Annotated in this window: 16 protein-coding genes; all 16 read left to right on the forward strand. The window is 42.7% G+C overall.

Features of this window, described 5'->3' with window-relative positions; all coding sequences use genetic code 11:
- Positions 1 to 7 precede the first annotated feature (7 nt).
- Positions 8 to 880 carry a ribosome biogenesis GTPase YlqF gene (gene ylqF / locus QNI08_RS06335; RefSeq protein WP_285766576.1) on the forward strand — a complete coding sequence of 291 codons (873 nt, stop codon included), beginning with the start codon at positions 8 to 10 and terminating at the stop codon, positions 878 to 880.
- A 184-nt stretch (positions 881 to 1,064) separates the two neighbouring features.
- Positions 1,065 to 1,838 carry a ribonuclease HII gene (locus tag QNI08_RS06340; RefSeq protein WP_483313750.1) on the forward strand — a complete coding sequence of 258 codons (774 nt, stop codon included), beginning with the start codon at positions 1,065 to 1,067 and terminating at the stop codon, positions 1,836 to 1,838.
- Positions 1,839 to 1,851: 13 nt separating this feature from the next.
- A complete protein-coding gene (locus QNI08_RS06345) occupies positions 1,852 to 3,768 on the forward strand; it encodes a hypothetical protein (protein WP_285766578.1) in 1,917 nt (638 codons plus the stop codon).
- Entirely contained in the window at positions 3,765 to 4,046 is a 282-nt protein-coding gene (locus tag QNI08_RS06350; RefSeq protein ID WP_285766579.1) for an EscU/YscU/HrcU family type III secretion system export apparatus switch protein, read from the forward strand. The genes QNI08_RS06345 and QNI08_RS06350 overlap by 4 nt, the downstream gene beginning before the upstream one ends.
- 480 nt (positions 4,047 to 4,526) lie before the next feature.
- Positions 4,527 to 5,687, forward strand: a complete 1,161-nt coding sequence (gene sucC, locus QNI08_RS06355; protein WP_285766580.1) for an ADP-forming succinate--CoA ligase subunit beta — start codon at positions 4,527 to 4,529, stop codon at positions 5,685 to 5,687.
- Between the two features lie 18 nt (positions 5,688 to 5,705).
- Positions 5,706 to 6,608 (forward strand): succinate--CoA ligase subunit alpha, encoded by a 903-nt coding sequence (gene sucD, locus QNI08_RS06360; RefSeq protein WP_285766581.1) that lies wholly within the window; start codon positions 5,706 to 5,708, stop codon positions 6,606 to 6,608.
- A gap of 124 nt (positions 6,609 to 6,732) precedes the next feature.
- Positions 6,733 to 7,614, forward strand: a complete 882-nt coding sequence (gene dprA / locus QNI08_RS06365; protein WP_285766582.1) for a DNA-processing protein DprA — start codon at positions 6,733 to 6,735, stop codon at positions 7,612 to 7,614.
- Positions 7,615 to 7,866: 252 nt separating this feature from the next.
- Positions 7,867 to 9,942, forward strand: coding sequence for a type I DNA topoisomerase (gene topA / locus QNI08_RS06370; RefSeq protein WP_285766583.1), 2,076 nt, complete (start codon positions 7,867 to 7,869; stop codon positions 9,940 to 9,942).
- 427 nt (positions 9,943 to 10,369) lie between these two features.
- Complete coding sequence (gene trmFO / locus QNI08_RS06375) at positions 10,370 to 11,677, forward strand: FADH(2)-oxidizing methylenetetrahydrofolate--tRNA-(uracil(54)-C(5))-methyltransferase TrmFO (protein ID WP_285766584.1); 1,308 nt, start codon at positions 10,370 to 10,372, stop codon at positions 11,675 to 11,677.
- Positions 11,678 to 11,736: 59 nt separating this feature from the next.
- Positions 11,737 to 12,639, forward strand: coding sequence for a tyrosine recombinase XerC (xerC, locus tag QNI08_RS06380; RefSeq protein ID WP_285766585.1), 903 nt, complete (start codon positions 11,737 to 11,739; stop codon positions 12,637 to 12,639).
- A gap of 20 nt (positions 12,640 to 12,659) precedes the next feature.
- Positions 12,660 to 13,187: an HslVU peptidase proteolytic subunit gene (hslV, locus tag QNI08_RS06385; RefSeq protein WP_285766586.1), complete on the forward strand. Its 528-nt coding sequence runs from the start codon at positions 12,660 to 12,662 to the stop codon at positions 13,185 to 13,187.
- A gap of 12 nt (positions 13,188 to 13,199) precedes the next feature.
- Entirely contained in the window at positions 13,200 to 14,609 is a 1,410-nt protein-coding gene (gene hslU, locus QNI08_RS06390) for an ATP-dependent protease ATPase subunit HslU (RefSeq protein ID WP_285766587.1), read from the forward strand.
- A 106-nt stretch (positions 14,610 to 14,715) separates the two neighbouring features.
- A complete protein-coding gene (codY, locus tag QNI08_RS06395) occupies positions 14,716 to 15,495 on the forward strand; it encodes a GTP-sensing pleiotropic transcriptional regulator CodY (RefSeq protein WP_285766588.1) in 780 nt (259 codons plus the stop codon).
- Between the two features lie 872 nt (positions 15,496 to 16,367).
- Positions 16,368 to 16,763 (forward strand): flagellar basal body rod protein FlgB, encoded by a 396-nt coding sequence (gene flgB, locus QNI08_RS06400; protein WP_285766589.1) that lies wholly within the window; start codon positions 16,368 to 16,370, stop codon positions 16,761 to 16,763.
- On the forward strand, positions 16,763 to 17,221 hold the full coding sequence (gene flgC, locus QNI08_RS06405) for a flagellar basal body rod protein FlgC (protein WP_285766590.1): 459 nt from the start codon (positions 16,763 to 16,765) through the stop codon (positions 17,219 to 17,221). Before flgB ends, flgC begins: the two co-directional genes overlap by 1 nt.
- A gap of 7 nt (positions 17,222 to 17,228) precedes the next feature.
- Positions 17,229 to 17,552, forward strand: a complete 324-nt coding sequence (gene fliE, locus QNI08_RS06410) for a flagellar hook-basal body complex protein FliE (RefSeq protein ID WP_285766591.1) — start codon at positions 17,229 to 17,231, stop codon at positions 17,550 to 17,552.
- Positions 17,553 to 17,598 lie beyond the last annotated feature (46 nt).

Consider the following 17,598-nt stretch of genomic DNA (forward strand, 5'->3'; position numbering starts at 1 on the left):
GATTCCATTGACAATACAGTGGTTCCCTGGCCATATGGCCAAAGCGAGACGGGAAGTAACGGAGAAATTAAAACTTATCGATATCATATTTGAACTGGTGGATGCCCGGATCCCGGCATCTTCAAGAAATCCAATGATCGATGAAATCATACAGCATAAACCGAGGGTCATCCTTTTGAATAAAGCGGATATGGCTGATCCGGCAAAAACGAATATGTGGCTGGATCATTATAAAGCACAAGGGAAGACGGCCATTGCAATTAACTCTCAGGCAGGAAATGGGTTAAATCAGATCACGGCTGCCGCGAAAAAACTTTTAAAAGAGAAGTATGACCGGATGGAGTCAAGAGGAATTAAGCCGCGGGCGATCCGTGCGATGATAGTGGGAATTCCGAACGTGGGAAAATCAACGTTAATCAATAGACTTGCCAAAAAGAACATTGCAAAAACGGGGAATACGCCCGGTGTCACCAAAGCACAGCAATGGATAAAAGTCGGCAAGGAAATGGAGCTGCTGGATACGCCAGGAATCCTCTGGCCTAAATTTGAGGATCAAGAAGTGGGCTTGAAGCTAGCTTTGACAGGAGCGATCAAGGATACGATCTTGAACCTGCACGAAGTATCCCTATATGGGCTCCGTTTCTTGGAAAGGGAATATCCGGATAGGATGAAATCCCGTTATAACCTTGATGTAATTCCTCAAGAAACACTCGAGCTTTTCGATGCTGTCGGAAAGTTCAGGGGCTGTTTGGCATCTGGGGGCTTCATTGATTATGATAAAACCGCCGAATTGGTCGTACGTGAAATCCGCTCGGAAAAGATGGGGCCGCTTACGTTAGAGGTGCCTATGGATTATGAAGAGGAGATCATCACGGAATAACTTGACGCGGAGATAGCTAATGCGGGCTTTAGTTTTGATGGCAAAGCTGCTGGATACGGAGTTGGAGGTGGATATCAAAGTTTTTTTGATGTCCCTTTTCCGCTCCGTATTTTTATTTGGGCTGTAAGTAAGAAGCAAGTCTGCCGATAATGAAGATGATGGGTGATTAATGATGAAAACGATAATGAGTATAAAAGAAATATCTGCAAAGTTACATGAAGTTAACGATCCAGAAGATGTATTTTTGCAAGAATGCTTGGAGGATGGCCGAAAAGGAGTGGCCGATTTAGTCGGCAAATGGCAAAGGAAGTATGAAAAGGGGCAACGGGAAAAGACTGCATTCATGGAAATGACGGAGTTTGAACGGCACCTTCGCAAACAGGGATTTTCCATTCTTGCTGGTATCGATGAAGTGGGGAGGGGGCCTCTGGCAGGGCCGGTTGTGACCAGTGCTGTCATCCTGCCCCAATCCTTTTATTTGCCAGGGCTGAATGATTCCAAAAAGATTCCGGAATCCAAACGGGAACTTTTTTATGAAATGATTTATAAGGAAGCCCTGTCCATTGGGGTCGGTGTAGTGCATAGCGAAATAATCGATGAAATCAATATCTACCAAGCTACGAAGAAGGCGATGATTGCAGCTGTGAACGATCTGTCAGACCTTCCGGACCATTTGTTGATCGATGCGATGGAACTGGATCTTCCGATACCGCAGCTTTCACTCATAAAAGGGGATGCAAGAAGCATCAGTATCTCTGCCGCCTCCATCATAGCGAAAGTGACCCGTGATCGGATGATGAAGGATTATGGCGAGAGGTATCCGGAATATGGTTTCGAAAAGCACATGGGCTATGGGACAAGCCAACATTTGGACGCACTGGACAAGCACGGGCTGACCCCATGGCATAGAAGGAGTTTTGCCCCAGTCAAGGAAATCGCTGCACGAATGAATGATTAAGGGAGGATGAGCGATGCAATCCATTACAAATGATCAACCAGCATCTCCATCAATCGAGATGCTGGGAACTGCGCGGTTGAAAAATGGGCAAATCCTTTTCGGGAAAGTGAATAAGGTTTTCCCTAACCAAATGGCCGAGGTGCAAATTGGCGAACAAAAGATGATTGCAACCCTCGATACCCCCCTTTATACCGGGGCGAGGTATTGGTTTCAAGTGCACCAGCAAAATGAAGGAAAACTTGTGTTAAGGGTATTGGAATTGCCGAATGCGAATGACTCCTATGTAAATGGAGGGGCGGCAGCACAATTGATCGCCCACCTTGGTATGCCTTCCGAGCCTGCAGCAGCCAAGCTTGCCGAATATCTCCTTAAAAATCGTCTTCCAATAACCAAGGAAACCTTCGAGTCCGCTTTGCAATGGATAAAAGCTGCTGATTCACCCGAAGCTGGCCTGCCCATCCTAAAAACGATGTTCGTTCAGCAACTCCCCGTTGTAAAAGAGGTATTCGATGCATTGTTGGCACAGGCGAAGGGAGAACCCTTCCATAAATTGCTGGCTACCCTCCAACAGCAGATACAGGTGATGGGGCAGAAAACGATAACCTCCGTCAAGTTACTGGCCGTATTGGAAGCTTTGCAAGTTGCTGGAATGAACCACATTCAACAAACTGGTTTGCAGCAACTTGTGACGACCTGGCTTGATTCCGGTTCCGCAGCTGAATTGAAATCCGGTGCTTTTTCCCTGCTTCAAAAGACAGGTTTCATCCCTAAGGAAATGTCGGAATATACATATCTGAACAAGGTGATCGATGGAGCCCAGGCGAGGTCAGGATTTACTGGCAATCCAGCAATGGATAAATTGATCAAAGACTTGCAAATACTGTCAAATGCAAAGAGCGGGTTAACGGGGGAACTTGAAAAAGGCGAAAGTAAATTACATCGTTTAATGGATGATGCAGGTATGAAAACGCAAACGCCGGCTGATATCCAGCAGGTTCAGAAGAAAAACCTTTCGACCGAAAAAATATCTTCGCTTTCCTTTCATTTGCTTGCCGATGCTTTTGCTGAAGCGACAGCAGTAAAAAAAGCGGAGAGTTCCAATATGTCAGTGAATGCACTCCTGGCTTATTTGAATGGGAATGAAGGGGAGGTAGCTGGAGCGAAGGTCAAGGCAGCCGAGATGATCCAGCAGTCGCTTATACAGCATCCTCCTGAGACCATGCCGTTAAAAAATCATGAAAAAAGGATCCTCGCCAATATTTTGGAAAGCGAATACCAGACCGTCCATTTTACGAATGGGGCATCAGTTGCACATCAGCTTAAAGAGTTGAGCAAATTACTCGGCCTTCATCTGGAGCATGCACTCATCAATCAATCTGGAACGACTCTGGCGGAAAGCCCCCAGGACTTAGAGACACTTAAGCCGCTGCTGTTAAAGCTTTTGAATGAACAACCTCCAGCGAATATCAAGGAGGTAGCCGAACACCTCCTGAATCGGATCACGGCCCAGCAGATCCTTTCACAGGAAAATGGACCGTTGCAGAATCTGCTCCTTACACTTCCGATGAATCTGGGACAAACTCAAACAGATTTAACAATGCAATGGAGCGGAAGGAAAACGGAAGATGGCAAAATCGATCCCGATTACTGCAGGGTCCTGTTTTATTTAGAGCTAGAAGGCATAAAAGAAACGGTCATCGACATGCAGGTTCAAAACCGGGTCATAAGCGTGACGATCATCAATGAGCAAGTGTCACACATGGAAGAGGCGTCCAAACAATATTTGTCCCCCTTGAGAGGGAATTTGGAAAAGATGGATTACAGATTATCCGGTGTATCCTTTGTTAACCCGAAGAACGGCGGCAAAGTGCCGAAGTCCGAACCTTTGCAGGAAGCTGGTTCTTATAGCGGGGTGGATATTCGCATATGAAAAATGAGAAACGAAAACAAGCGATTGCCTTAAAATATGATCAAAAGAAATCGAGCGCCCCTGTCATCTTGGCGAAAGGAAAAGGGAAAACAGCGGAAAATATATTGGAAAAGGCGAAGAAGCTGAATATTCCTGTCCAAAGCGATGAGTCGTTAACGGCGCTTTTGGGGCAGCTGGATATAAATCAGACGATACCGGAAGAATTATATGGTGCTGTTGCGGAGGTATTTGCCTTCATTTATAAAGCGGACAGGGATACACAGCTGAAGGATAAATGATGGATACATGATTTTTTAAAGGTGATTCATGTAGGTTTATGTAGAAATATAGGGAAAATGTCAAAAGAATTTCATTATATTAAAAACATAATAACAGATTAACGAAAAGGAATTTTCCTTTTCGTTTTTTAGTTGGGATAATACTGGAAAAGACTGTTTTTTTTGAAAAAACTATAATTTCTAAAAGTTATTTCCTTAACTAACAACCAGGAAAAGGCTTTCATAACAGGTTTTATTGTTAAATCGCTTCTAAAATTTCCTTTTACTAGAATAAGAACGGGGATAGCGAATAATTGAAATGAATGAAAATGAAAGCGAATAAATTACCGATTTATTCCTTTTGAAATAAGTATTTTATTATAATTCTTTCCAAAAAAAACGAAAGAATATTATGCACAAAGCAGAATTTTGTTGTACTATGTAAGAGAAAACACGCATTAAATCCCAAAGTTGTTTTTTAGTAGATAAGGAGGATGGGAAATGAATATCCATGAGTATCAGGGGAAAGAGATTTTGCGACAATACGGGGTATCCGTTCCAAATGGCCGGGTTGCCTTTACTGTAGATGAAGCAGTGGAAGCGGCGAAGGAGTTAGGTACGGAAGTTGTTGTCGTAAAAGCTCAAATTCATGCGGGCGGCCGCGGTAAAGCCGGGGGAGTTAAGGTAGCGAAAAACCTTGATGAAGCGCGTACATATGCACAAGAGATTCTTGGTAAAACACTGGTGACCCATCAAACTGGTCCTGCAGGCAAGGAAGTTAAGCGTTTACTTATTGAAGAGGGCTGCGACATTTCGAAAGAATACTATATCGGCCTGGTCTTGGACCGTGCTACCAATAGTGTCGTTTTAATGGCTTCTGAAGAAGGCGGAACGGAAATTGAAGAAGTGGCTGAAAAGACTCCGGAGAAGATCTTCAAAGAAGTGATTGATCCGGTTGTCGGCCTGACGGGCTTCCAGGCGCGCAGGATCGCCTTCAATATCAATATCCCGGCGAAACTTATAAATAAAGCTTCCAAGCTTATGGTGAACTTATATACAGCTTTCGTTGAAAAAGATTGTTCAATCGCTGAAATCAATCCGTTAGTCGTAACGGGTGATGGCAACGTCATGGCACTTGATGCTAAATTGAACTTCGATGATAATGCGATTTACCGCCACAAGGATATTGCGGAATTCCGTGATTTGGATGAAGAGGATGCGAAAGAGATTGAAGCATCGAAACATGGCCTTAGTTACATATCGCTTGACGGTAATATCGGATGCATGGTTAATGGTGCCGGGCTTGCTATGGCAACGATGGACATCATTAAGCATTATATGGGAGATCCGGCCAATTTCCTTGATGTTGGCGGCGGCGCTACGGAGGAAAAAGTTAAAGAGGCTTTCAAAATCATCTTGTCCGATCAAAATGTTAAGGGCATTTTCGTTAACATCTTCGGCGGAATCATGAAATGTGACATCATTGCGGCGGGCGTCGTAGCTGCTGCCAAAGAGCTTGGCCTAGATGTTCCTTTAGTGGTTCGTCTTGAAGGGACGAATGTGGATCTTGGTAAAAAGATCCTTAAAGAGTCAGGTTTGAATATCACGGCTGCTGAATCAATGGCAGATGGAGCACAAAAAATAGTATCACTTGTAGGATAATAGGCAGGGGGGAACATAATGAGCGTTTTTATTAATAAAGATACGAAAGTGATCGTTCAGGGAATCACTGGTTCAACAGCATTATTTCATACAAAACAAATGTTGGAATATGGTACGAAGATCGTTGGCGGAGTCACTCCGGGTAAAGGTGGAACGGAAGCGGAAGGGGTACCTGTATTTAATACAGTTTCCGAAGCAGTCACTGAAACCGGAGCGAATGCATCGGTAATCTACGTTCCTGCTCCATTTGCTGCAGATGCGATTTTGGAAGCCGTTGATGCGGAGCTTGATCTTGTGATTTGCATTACGGAGCATATTCCTGTTCTTGATATGGTCAAGGTTAAACGATATATGGAAGGCAAAAAGACCCGCTTGATCGGGCCGAACTGTCCGGGTGTCATCACGCCTGAAGAATGCAAGATCGGTATCATGCCAGGCTACATCCATAAAAAAGGCCATGTAGGCGTAGTTTCCCGTTCCGGGACTTTAACGTATGAAGCTGTTCATCAATTATCTCAAGAGGGCATCGGACAATCGACAGCTGTAGGCATCGGTGGTGATCCCGTCAATGGAACGGACTTCATTGATGTATTGAAAGCTTTCAATGAAGATCCGGAGACTCATGCAGTGATCATGATCGGCGAGATCGGGGGCACAGCAGAGGAAGAAGCAGCGATCTGGGTGAAAGAAAATATGACAAAACCGGTTGTAGGCTTCATTGGCGGCCGTACGGCTCCAGCCGGTAAACGCATGGGACACGCAGGTGCCATCATCTCTGGAGGAAAAGGTACTGCTGACGAGAAAATCCGCGTTATGAACGAATGTGGAATCAAAGTTGCAGAGACTCCATCGGTAATGGGTGAAACATTGATTTCCGTCCTGAAGGAAAAAGGCATTTACGAACCTTGTAAAACACATTGATGCATGCTGGCCGACCTATCATGGGGTCGGCCTTTATTTCATTCCACTTCTCTTGGAATCATGCAATACGGCTTACGCTGCCACAATCAACCTCTTAAAAAATAAATGACTAGGGGCGCTTCCATTGAATAGAATCGAAAAGTTAATCCACCTCCATCACTGCCGGGGAGCAGGATGGAAAACGATCCAAACAATCATGTCGAATGATCCATCCCTTTCTTCCCTCTTCACAACCAAACGCAATGAATGGGTAAAATTGCTCCCTATCCCTTCTAATAAGCTTAACCTCTTTCTCAAAGATTTACATTCTCTCAATACCATTGAAAAACTCAAAAAATATCAAGAAAACCAAATTCATTGGATAACGATGCTAGATGAGGATTATCCTTTTTTGTTGAAACAAATATTCGATCCGCCTTGGGTTCTTTATTACAGAGGCGATAAGAAGCTCTTAGGGAGGAAGGATACGCTAGGTGTTGTTGGAACGCGCAAGCCGACCTCGTATGGACTGAAGGCCTTAAAAACGATTTTATTGCCCCTCGCACAAAAAAAATACGTCATCATCAGCGGCGTTGCAACGGGAATCGATTCAAGGGCTCATGAAATCACTTTAGAAGCGGACGGGGATACGATAGGAATCCTGGGAGGAGGGCTTATGCAAATATACCCAAAGTCCAATATCCCCCTAGCTGAGAAAATCATCGATAAAGGGCTGCTCATTTCCGAGACTCCGCCGGAAATGAGGGCGGAGCCATGGATGTTCCCGCTTAGGAACCGAATCATCAGCGGATTATCCCAAGGAGTGTTCATTGTGGAGGCAAAAGAAAAAAGCGGTTCCCTTATTACGGCACAAACCGCTTTGGAACAAGGGCGGGAGGTATTTGCGCTTCCAGGCAATGTAACGAGTCCTGAATCAGTCGGGACAAATCGATTGATCGCCGATGGAGCCAAGCTTGTGTTAAGTTCCCATCAAATCGAGGAGGAATTTTTTCGCAATATAATATAGAAGATAGACGGAAAATCAGTCCATAAATTAGTGAAAAAAGGTAATTTTTCAACTGAATGGGTTGAAATATTAGACAAAAGGGTTGAAAATATTGTAAAACTGTTATAAGTTTTGCAAATGGAATCGCTTAACAAAATGATTAAGAATATGTATGTCAGCATGCTTGGAAAAGTAACGGGGTGTTGACAAATGATTTTTGAATGATTAATAATAGTGAAGATTTATATTACCTCTTTGAGGAGGATTTATTGGATGTCAGATTACTTAGTGATTGTGGAATCGCCAGCGAAGGCGAAAACGATAGAACGCTACTTGGGAAAAAAATATAAAGTAAAGGCTTCCATGGGGCATGTACGCGATTTGCCTAAAAGTCAAATGGGTGTCGATACTGAACATGAATATGAACCTAAATATATAACGATCCGCGGCAAAGGCCCGGTTTTAAAAGAATTGAAAACCGCTGCAAAAAAAGCGAAAAAAATATATCTCGCAGCTGACCCCGACAGGGAAGGTGAAGCCATAGCCTGGCATTTGGCTCACAGTCTCGATGTCGACATCAATTCCGATTGCCGTGTGGTATTCAATGAAATCACGAAAGAGGCGATCAAGGAATCATTTAAATCACCAAGGCCGATCAACATGAAGTTGGTTGATGCCCAGCAGGCAAGAAGGATTCTGGATCGCTTGGTCGGGTACAATATTAGCCCGCTGCTGTGGAAAAAAGTAAAAAAAGGCTTAAGTGCCGGACGGGTCCAATCGGTTGCTGTAAGGATGATCATCGACCGGGAGAAAGAAATCAAAGATTTTAACCCGGAAGAGTATTGGACAATCAAGGCCGATTTCGTGAAAGGAAAAGAACAATTCGAAGGTTCCTTTTTCAGCATCGGCGGAGAGCGGAAAGAATTAAAGAACGAAGAGGACGTCAACAAAGTGCTCGCTTCTTTAAAAGGCAGTGAATTTACGATTGGAACCGTAGCTAAAAAAGAAAGAAAGCGTAATCCGGCAGCACCATTCACGACTTCTTCACTGCAACAAGAAGCGGCGCGTAAACTGAACTTCCGGGCAAAGAAAACGATGATGCTGGCCCAGCAGCTATATGAAGGAATCGAGCTTGGAAAGGAAGGGACAGTCGGGTTAATCACATACATGAGAACGGACTCGACCCGAATATCGGATATCGCTAAGCAGGAAGCGCATACCTTCATCCAAGATAGCTATGGGAAGGAGTATGTTCAGGTTGAACAGCGTAAAGAGAAAAAACAAACCAATGCTCAGGACGCGCATGAAGCCGTTCGGCCCACCAGTACACTGCGGGAACCTAATAACGTCAAGGAGTTTTTATCCAGAGATCAATTCCGTCTATATAAATTGATCTGGGAACGGTTCGTTTCCAGCCAAATGTCATCTGCCGTCATGGATACGATGAGCATTGACCTTCATAATGGCGAGGTGATCTTCAGGGCCAACGGATCCAAGGTCAAGTTCCCAGGTTTCATGAAGGTTTATGTGGAAGGTTCCGACGATTCTGTGGAAGAAAAGGAAAATTCCCTTCCAGATGTAAAAAAGGGCGATCAGCTCTTTTCGAAAGATGTCGAGCCGAAGCAGCACTTCACTCAGCCTCCGCCCCGCTATACAGAAGCCCGACTTGTCAAAACCTTGGAAGAGCTTGGCATAGGCAGGCCTTCTACATATGCACCGACCTTGGATACGATTCAAAAACGGGGCTATGTTACCTTGGATAACAAACGCTTCATCCCAACGGAGCTTGGTGAGATCGTGCTTGAATTGATACGTGAATTCTTTCCGGACATTCTTGATACCGAGTTCACGGCCAAGATGGAGCAGGAATTCGATAGTGTCGAAGAAGGCAGTATCGAATGGATAAAGGTCATAGACGAATTTTATAAGGAATTTGCGGTTCATTTGGCCAAAGCGGAAGTAGAGATGGAAAAGATCGAGATTAAAGATGAGCCAGCTGGGGAAGATTGCACGGAATGCGGCCATGAAATGGTCTTTAAAATGGGACGCTACGGGAAGTTCATGGCTTGCAGTAATTTCCCGGATTGCCGTAACACCAAACCAATCGTTAAAGAAATTGGTGTGAAATGCCCGAAATGTAAAGAAGGGAACATCATCGAAAGGAAGAGTAAAAAGCGCCGTATATTTTACGGTTGTGATACTTATCCGGAGTGCGACTTCATATCCTGGGATAAGCCCCTTCCGCGTAGTTGTCCGAAATGTGAGGGCACACTTGTTGAGAAAAAACTCAAAAAAGGTGTGCAGGTCCAGTGTATGGACTGCGATTTCAAAGAAACGCCTCAAGCATAGGATTGAAAGGATTACACCTTTTTCCCTGCTTTCGGAAGAAAATTCAATATATACACTGACTCGGCATTTGCCGAGTTTCTTTATGTTCATGGAAGTATGGTATCATGGTAACGTGAAGGATTACTTCTCAAGAAGAAAATGGATGGAACATGAAACTTTTTTATTTGGTGCATGTGATGTAAAATTCAGTGGACAAGTGTATTCCTTTAAAGATATAATTCCTCTTTGCGCCAGGTTATCCGTTTAGGAAAAAAGGTTTGCAAGAGGTATGCCTTATCCGAGGTGTATGCTTTATACTTATCGTTAGCAGGAATGGGTATTTCTAATTATAAATACATAGATATCGTTAAAAATGAAACGTTTTATGAAAGCAATTTTAATGATAAATGATCCTGTCTTATCATATCTATACATGGAGGTTCGGAAAATGAAAGAAACAAAAGTAAGTGTTATCGGTGCGGGGCTTGCTGGAAGTGAAGCGGCTTGGCAGTTAGCTAAAAGAGGAATTAAAGTGGATCTATACGAAATGCGTCCGGTGAAACAAACGCCAGCCCATCATACCGATAAATTCGCTGAACTTGTTTGTTCCAACTCACTTCGGGCAAATACGTTAACAAATGCAGTCGGAGTATTGAAAGAAGAAATGCGCATACTTGATTCGGTCATTATGTCCGCAGCAGATGCCTGTGCTGTACCAGCCGGCGGTGCACTGGCTGTCGATCGCCATGAATTTGCCGGACTTGTAACGGAACGGGTGAAGAATCATCCGAATGTAACCGTCATTAATGAAGAGGTGACCGAGATCCCTGATGGTCCCACCATCATTGCAACAGGTCCGCTTACAAGTCAGTCCCTCTCCGATAGCTTGAAGCGAATCATGGATGAAGAATACTTATATTTCTATGATGCAGCCGCTCCTATTCTTGAAAAGGACAGCATCGACATGGATAAGGTATACCTAAAATCCCGTTACGATAAAGGGGAAGCTGCATATTTGAACTGCCCGATGACAGAGGAAGAATTTGATCGCTTTTATGAAGCATTGATTTCCGCTGAAACGGTTCCACTTAAAGAATTCGAAAAAGAAATCTTTTTTGAGGGATGCATGCCAATTGAAGTGATGGCATCGCGCGGGAAGAAAACGATGCTATTCGGTCCGCTGAAGCCTGTTGGCTTAGAAGATCCAAAAACAGGAAAACGTCCTTACGCTGTCGTTCAATTGCGTCAAGATGATGCAGCAGGTACCCTATACAATATTGTTGGATTTCAGACACATTTAAAATGGGGCCCGCAAAAAGAAGTGCTAAGGCTGATACCTGGATTGGAAAATGCGGAAATTGTCCGTTATGGAGTTATGCACCGTAACACATTCATAAATTCACCTAACGTCCTTAAGCCTACGTACCAATTCAAGAATAGGGATGATTTATTCTTTGCAGGCCAGATGACTGGTGTCGAAGGGTATGTTGAATCCGCAGCTTCGGGGCTGGTAGCTGGTATCAATGCAGCAAGAATCGTCCAAGGACAAGATCCTGCTGTGTTCCCTGCCGAGACGACAATGGGCAGCATGGCAAGGTATATAACATCGACTAACGGAAAGAGCTTCCAACCGATGAATGCCAACTTTGGTTTACTTCCAGACCTTGAAGTAAGGATCAAATCAAAAAAAGAACGGAACGAGACGCATGCTAAACGCGCTTTGGACACAATTCAGAACTTTGTGAAAAATTTGTAAAATATTTGCCTGCCGTTTTAAAGTATGATACTATTTATTAGCCTTTGCGAGGTGTTTCCATGATGAATCAAAACAAGGCATTATCATCCTTCATTGAATATTTACAAATTGAAAAAAACAGTTCACATTACACCATTGAAAACTACAAACGTGATATTCTCGAATTTTTCCTGTTTATCGATGAACAGGGCATGATGGATATCACGTCTGTTGAATATTTTGATGTCCGGTTGTTTTTAACGAGTTTATATGAGAAAAAACTTTCTAAGCGCACTGTAGCAAGGAAAACATCCTGCTTGAGGAGTTTTTATAAATTCTTATTACGTGAAGGCGATGTGAAGGATAATCCTTTTGCTCTTGTTTCTTTGCCTAAAAAGGATCAAAAACTGCCACGATTTTTTTATGAGAAGGAAATGGAGCAATTGTTTTCTTCCTTAAAGAAAGATTCGCCGATAGGAATAAGGAACAATGCATTGCTGGAATTACTGTATGCCACTGGCATTCGCGTAAGTGAATGCTGTGAGATTAAGCTGCAGGATATCGATTTGTCCCTGGGCACAGTACTGGTGCATGGGAAAGGAAAAAAAGATCGCTACGTTCCGGTGGGTAAATATGCTCAAGAGGCGATAGAGTTATACATACGTACAGCCAGGATGGAAATGACTTCGTCTGACGCCAAGGCGCATGTTTATTTATTCGTTAATTTTCGTGGAGACCCTCTGACACCTAGGGGAGTTCGCTATATATTAAATGAATTGATTAAAAAGTCAGCCGCGGAGGGAAGTCTACATCCCCATATGCTAAGGCATTCCTTTGCAACCCATCTATTGAATAATGGGGCGGATATCCGCACCGTTCAGGAATTGCTTGGTCATTCCAAAATTTCATCAACGCAAGTGTATACGCATGTTACAAAAGACCAATTAAAAAAAGTCTATAATGCAACACATCCACGGGCTTAAATGTTGAAAGGGGACACTTTATGACAACGATATTTGCAGTGCATCATAAAGGTGAATGCGCGATGTCCGGTGATGGGCAGGTTACTTTAGGAAATTCAGTAGTGATGAAGCATACGGCAAGGAAAGTCAGGAAAATCTTCAATGGTAATGTCCTTGCAGGTTTTGCAGGCTCTGTGGCCGATGCATTCACCTTATTTGAAATGTTCGAAGCAAAGCTTGAAGAGTATAATGGCAATCTTCAGCGTGCAGCCGTCGAAATGGCCAAACAATGGAGAAGTGACAATGTATTGAGAAAGTTGGAAGCTATGCTTGTCGTGATGGATAAGGAACATTTGCTGCTCGTTTCTGGCACGGGGGAAGTCATAGAGCCTGATGATGGGATACTCGCCATCGGATCAGGCGGGAACTATGCCCTTGCAGCCGGCAGGGCATTGATGCGATTTTCAAGTGAGCATTTGTCAGCAAAGGAAATTGCCCAGTCATCTTTACAAATTGCAGCGGAAATTTGTGTATTTACGAATACGAACATAATCGTGGAAGAGTTGTAAGGAGGAGCGCAAATGTCAAATAAAGCTAATTTAACACCGAGGCAAATCGTCGAAAAACTGGATCAGTATATCGTGGGGCAGCGTGATGCAAAACGTGCAGTGGCAGTTGCTCTTCGCAATCGCTACCGTCGATCGCTTCTCTCGGATCAACTCCGTGATGAAGTAGTTCCGAAAAACATATTGATGATTGGACCGACCGGCGTCGGGAAAACGGAAATAGCTCGGAGAATGGCTAAATTGGTAGGTGCTCCTTTTGTAAAAGTTGAAGCAACGAAATTTACGGAAGTCGGATACGTCGGCCGGGATGTAGAGTCCATGGTCCGTGATTTAGTGGAGACTTCCGTCCGCCTCGTGAAGGAAGAAAAGGTGGCCAGCGTGAAAGAACGTGCCGAAGAAAATGCCAATCGCCGTTTAATCGAGCTATTGGTGCCATCTGCAAAAAAACAGAGTAACTTCAAAAACCCGCTTGAAGTCTTTTTTGGTGGCAATAACAATCAAGATGAACAGGGATCGGAAGAAAATTCCGAAGATTTAAGTTTGCAGGAAAAAAGAAAAATCGTCGCGGCAAAGCTTGCAAACGGTGAACTGGAAAATGAAATGATTACAGTTGAAGTGGAAGAACAGGCAGCTTCAATGTTTGATATGCTCCAAGGTTCGGGAATGGAACAAATGGGGATGAATATGCAAGATGCCCTAGGGAGCTTGATGCCGAAGAAAAGCAAAAAACGGAAATTGAAAGTTAGTGAAGCAAGGATCGTATTAACAAATGAAGAAGCTGGTAAATTGATTGATATGGATGATGTCACCTCAGAAGCCGTATATGGTGCTGAACAAAATGGAATCATCTTTATCGATGAAATCGATAAAATAGCCAGCAAGCAGTCTGGAAGCTCTTCAGCGGATGTATCCAGAGAAGGTGTGCAAAGGGATATTTTGCCGATTGTAGAGGGTTCAACGGTCGTGACCAAATATGGTTCCGTCAAGACGGATCATGTTCTGTTCATTGCAGCAGGTGCCTTCCACATAGCAAAGCCATCCGACCTTATCCCGGAACTACAGGGAAGATTTCCGATCCGTGTGGAATTGAACAAACTGACCGTAGATGACTTTGTAAGGATTCTTCATGAACCTGATAATGCTTTGTTAAAACAATATGTTGCTTTGTTGGAAACTGAAGGTATAGAAATTGAATTTTCTGACGATGCTGTTCGTAAGATAGCTGAAGTGGCCTTCGAGGTAAATCAAAATACAGACAATATTGGTGCAAGACGGCTTCATACCATTTTGGAACGGCTGCTCGAAGACTTGTCGTTTGAAGCTCCGGAAATCACGATGGAGAAGATCACGATTACACCACAATATGTCGAAGGAAAGCTAGGTTCTATCTCCCGTAATAAAGATTTAAGCCAGTTTATCCTTTAAGAACGAAACAATGGCAAAAATTTGCCGATGTAATGAACATACAATTACGGAAATACAACTTCATAGTTATGTGAACCATGGTATTTTTTTAGGAGGAACAAATCAAATGAATTTATTAGAAAAAACAAGAAAAATCAATGCAATGCTCCAAAAGGCAGCAGGTAAATCCGTTAACTTTAAAGAAATGGCAGAAAGCTTGAGTGAGGTTATTGAAGCAAACGTATTCGTTGTCAGCCGCCGCGGAAAATTATTAGGGATAGCTGTAAGCCAGCAAATCGAAAATGAACGTATGTACAAGATGTTGGAAGATAAACAATTCCCTGAAGTGTATACGAACAACTTGTTCAATATTCCTGAAACGTCTTCCAATCTTGATATCGATAGCGAATACACTGCTTTCCCGGTGGAAAACAAAGAGCTTTTCAAAACTGGTTTAACGACGATCGTACCGATCATGGGCGGGGGAGAACGCTTAGGAACATTGGTGCTTGCCCGTCTACAGGAAAAATTCCACGATGACGATTTGATTTTGGCTGAGTATGGTGCAACAGTAGTCGGCATGGAAATCCTTCGTGAGAAATCAGAAGAGATAGAAGAGGAAGCTCGCAGTAAAGCTGTTGTTCAAATGGCCATTTCATCGTTATCGTATAGTGAATTGGAAGCGATCGAGCACATTTTCGAAGAGCTAAAAGGAAATGAAGGTCTGCTTGTTGCATCCAAAATTGCAGACCGTGTAGGAATCACTCGTTCTGTAATCGTAAATGCACTAAGGAAATTGGAAAGCGCAGGAGTCATTGAGTCACGTTCACTTGGGATGAAAGGTACTTATATCAAAGTGTTGAACGATAAGTTCCTTCTGGAACTAGAAAAACTTAAAAATAACTAATCACCAAAAGTGCAGTCCTTTTAAAAGGGCTGCCACAAACTGCAGGCAAATTTGATTTGATCAAAATCAAATTTGCCTGCAGTTTTTTTATTTACCCATGCGTGGCATTGAACTTGCTTGGCCCTAAGTTTATCCAGAGCAGAGTCCAAAAGCCTCCATGCTCAACGCCTCCATTTCAATTGGACGGAATTCCTTTTGCCTATGTTCTTTAGTGAAAAAAGAGGTATTTCGAATTAAAGGGCATGGTGGGTGATGTGAAATAAGGTGTGTTTTTCTGGTGAGCAGTTAAATTTTTCTTAAAAAGGGTAATTATATTATTATAATTCCAAAACTTTAAGGTGATCGAATGCAATGATTTAAGGCCGGGTCAAATGAATGTACCTGGAAACACGGCTCCCCTTTTGTTTTCGCTGAATTTGTCGAATGGCTGCCGGTCATAGAAAACTGCGTTTTTTTTCAAAAAAACGGAATATATCAATTTCCCCTGCTGTTTTAAAAAATCCTTACTAAATAAAGGATGACCAGAGGTGAATGGAAAAAATTACTTTAAAGTAAATTAAAAAATTAGTTCTAAAGTATCAGGTATATGGATACGTTTTTCGATATGATAAATAAGCTAATAGAAGTAAAATATGGTTAAATTGTAGAATACCCTAACAAAATGTAATAAACCGTTAGATTGCTCGATGAATAAGCCTATGGAAAACGTCAAATTTGAGCAATTTGTGACATTTTTCGACTATAATAGGTCTAAAGTCTATGTAATGTTTATAGACATAATAAATTTGTTTCTTTAAAATTAAACCAGAAATGCATTGGATTAATTTAATGGAAAAGTAATTAATTGTTATCGATGGAAAGAGGTGAATGATATGGAACTATTTTCAAATACCTTTCGATCACTTGAAAATGCTCTTAATTATTCTAATACTAAACAAAAAGTCATTTCACAGAACATAGCAAATTCGGATACGCCTAACTATAAAGCCAAAGATGTCGATAAAACGCAATCCTTTAAGGCAGAGCTCGAATCTTCACTAGAGTCATATCGAACAGATGCAAGGCATTTTGCTTTCACCCCTGAAGGCAGTCAGGCAACAAAGATCGTGACAAAGAAAAATGTCCAATATAACAATAATGGCAATAGCGTGGACGTAGATAAGGAAATGACGGATCTTGCCGCCAATCAAATTTATTACAATGCCGTATCCGACAGGCTATCTGGCAAGTTCAAATCATTGGAGAATGTACTAAAGGGAGGTAAATGATGGGGATTTTCCAAAGTATAAACATGACCGGATCCAGCTTGACCAGTCAACGGTTGAGAATGGATGTGATTTCTGCAAATATGGCTAACGCCGAAACGACAAGAGGCGAATATGATGCGGAAGCGAAATCCTGGAAACCATATACAAGAAAAGCAGTCGTGCTGCAAAGCAAGGAAGAGGGTTTTTCCAGTTTCCTTAGCGCCGCATCCCAAAAAACGGACGGGGTTGGAAATGGTGTCAAGGTGACGGGGATCGTAAAAGATAAAACGCCCTTTAAATTGGATTATAATCCGGATCATCCAGATGCGAATGAAGATGGGTACGTTGAAATGCCGAATGTCGACCCGCTTAGGGAAATGGTGGACTTAATGAGCGTCACCCGCTCATATGAGGCAAATGTGACGGTATTGAATGCTTCAAAGGGAATGATGATGAAAGCATTGGAAATAGGTAAATAAAAAAAGAATGGAGAGTGTTGATGTGGTGGGGATTTCGCTTTCGCCTGTCGGCAATGCCGGGAGTGTATTGAAAAAAGAACAGAGCAAGAATAATACACCTTACGAAGCTCAGCAGAATTTTGCGTCCGTCTTAAAAGATTCATTGAATAAAGTGAATGAAACACAGATGGCATCAGATGACCTGACGACCAAATTGGTGAATGGAGAAGACGTTGAGCTTCATTCGGTGATGATCGCTTCACAAAAAGCAAGCATTACGATGCAGGCTACATTAGAGGTTAGGAATAAGGTGGTTGAAGCCTACCAGGAAATGATGAGAATGAGTATCTAGCATTCATTTTAAAACCTCATTTAAATAGAGAAAAAATGACCAGGGG

Source organism: Peribacillus folii, from assembly GCF_030271255.1.
Taxonomy (GTDB): domain Bacteria; phylum Bacillota; class Bacilli; order Bacillales; family DSM-1321; genus Peribacillus.

Coding starts and splice junctions, on each gene's coding strand:
- hslV (WP_285766586.1), top strand. CDS start 12,660: ATGACAACGATATTTGCAGTGCATCATAAAGGTGAATGCGCGATGTCC.
- fliE (WP_285766591.1), top strand. CDS start 17,229: ATGGAGAGTGTTGATGTGGTGGGGATTTCGCTTTCGCCTGTCGGCAAT.
- sucC (WP_285766580.1), top strand. CDS start 4,527: ATGAATATCCATGAGTATCAGGGGAAAGAGATTTTGCGACAATACGGG.
- topA (WP_285766583.1), top strand. CDS start 7,867: ATGTCAGATTACTTAGTGATTGTGGAATCGCCAGCGAAGGCGAAAACG.
- trmFO (WP_285766584.1), top strand. CDS start 10,370: ATGAAAGAAACAAAAGTAAGTGTTATCGGTGCGGGGCTTGCTGGAAGT.
- sucD (WP_285766581.1), top strand. CDS start 5,706: ATGAGCGTTTTTATTAATAAAGATACGAAAGTGATCGTTCAGGGAATC.
- flgB (WP_285766589.1), top strand. CDS start 16,368: ATGGAACTATTTTCAAATACCTTTCGATCACTTGAAAATGCTCTTAAT.
- QNI08_RS06345 (WP_285766578.1), top strand. CDS start 1,852: ATGCAATCCATTACAAATGATCAACCAGCATCTCCATCAATCGAGATG.
- flgC (WP_285766590.1), top strand. CDS start 16,763: ATGGGGATTTTCCAAAGTATAAACATGACCGGATCCAGCTTGACCAGT.
- codY (WP_285766588.1), top strand. CDS start 14,716: ATGAATTTATTAGAAAAAACAAGAAAAATCAATGCAATGCTCCAAAAG.
- hslU (WP_285766587.1), top strand. CDS start 13,200: ATGTCAAATAAAGCTAATTTAACACCGAGGCAAATCGTCGAAAAACTG.
- xerC (WP_285766585.1), top strand. CDS start 11,737: ATGATGAATCAAAACAAGGCATTATCATCCTTCATTGAATATTTACAA.
- QNI08_RS06340 (WP_483313750.1), top strand. CDS start 1,065: ATGAGTATAAAAGAAATATCTGCAAAGTTACATGAAGTTAACGATCCA.
- QNI08_RS06350 (WP_285766579.1), top strand. CDS start 3,765: ATGAAAAATGAGAAACGAAAACAAGCGATTGCCTTAAAATATGATCAA.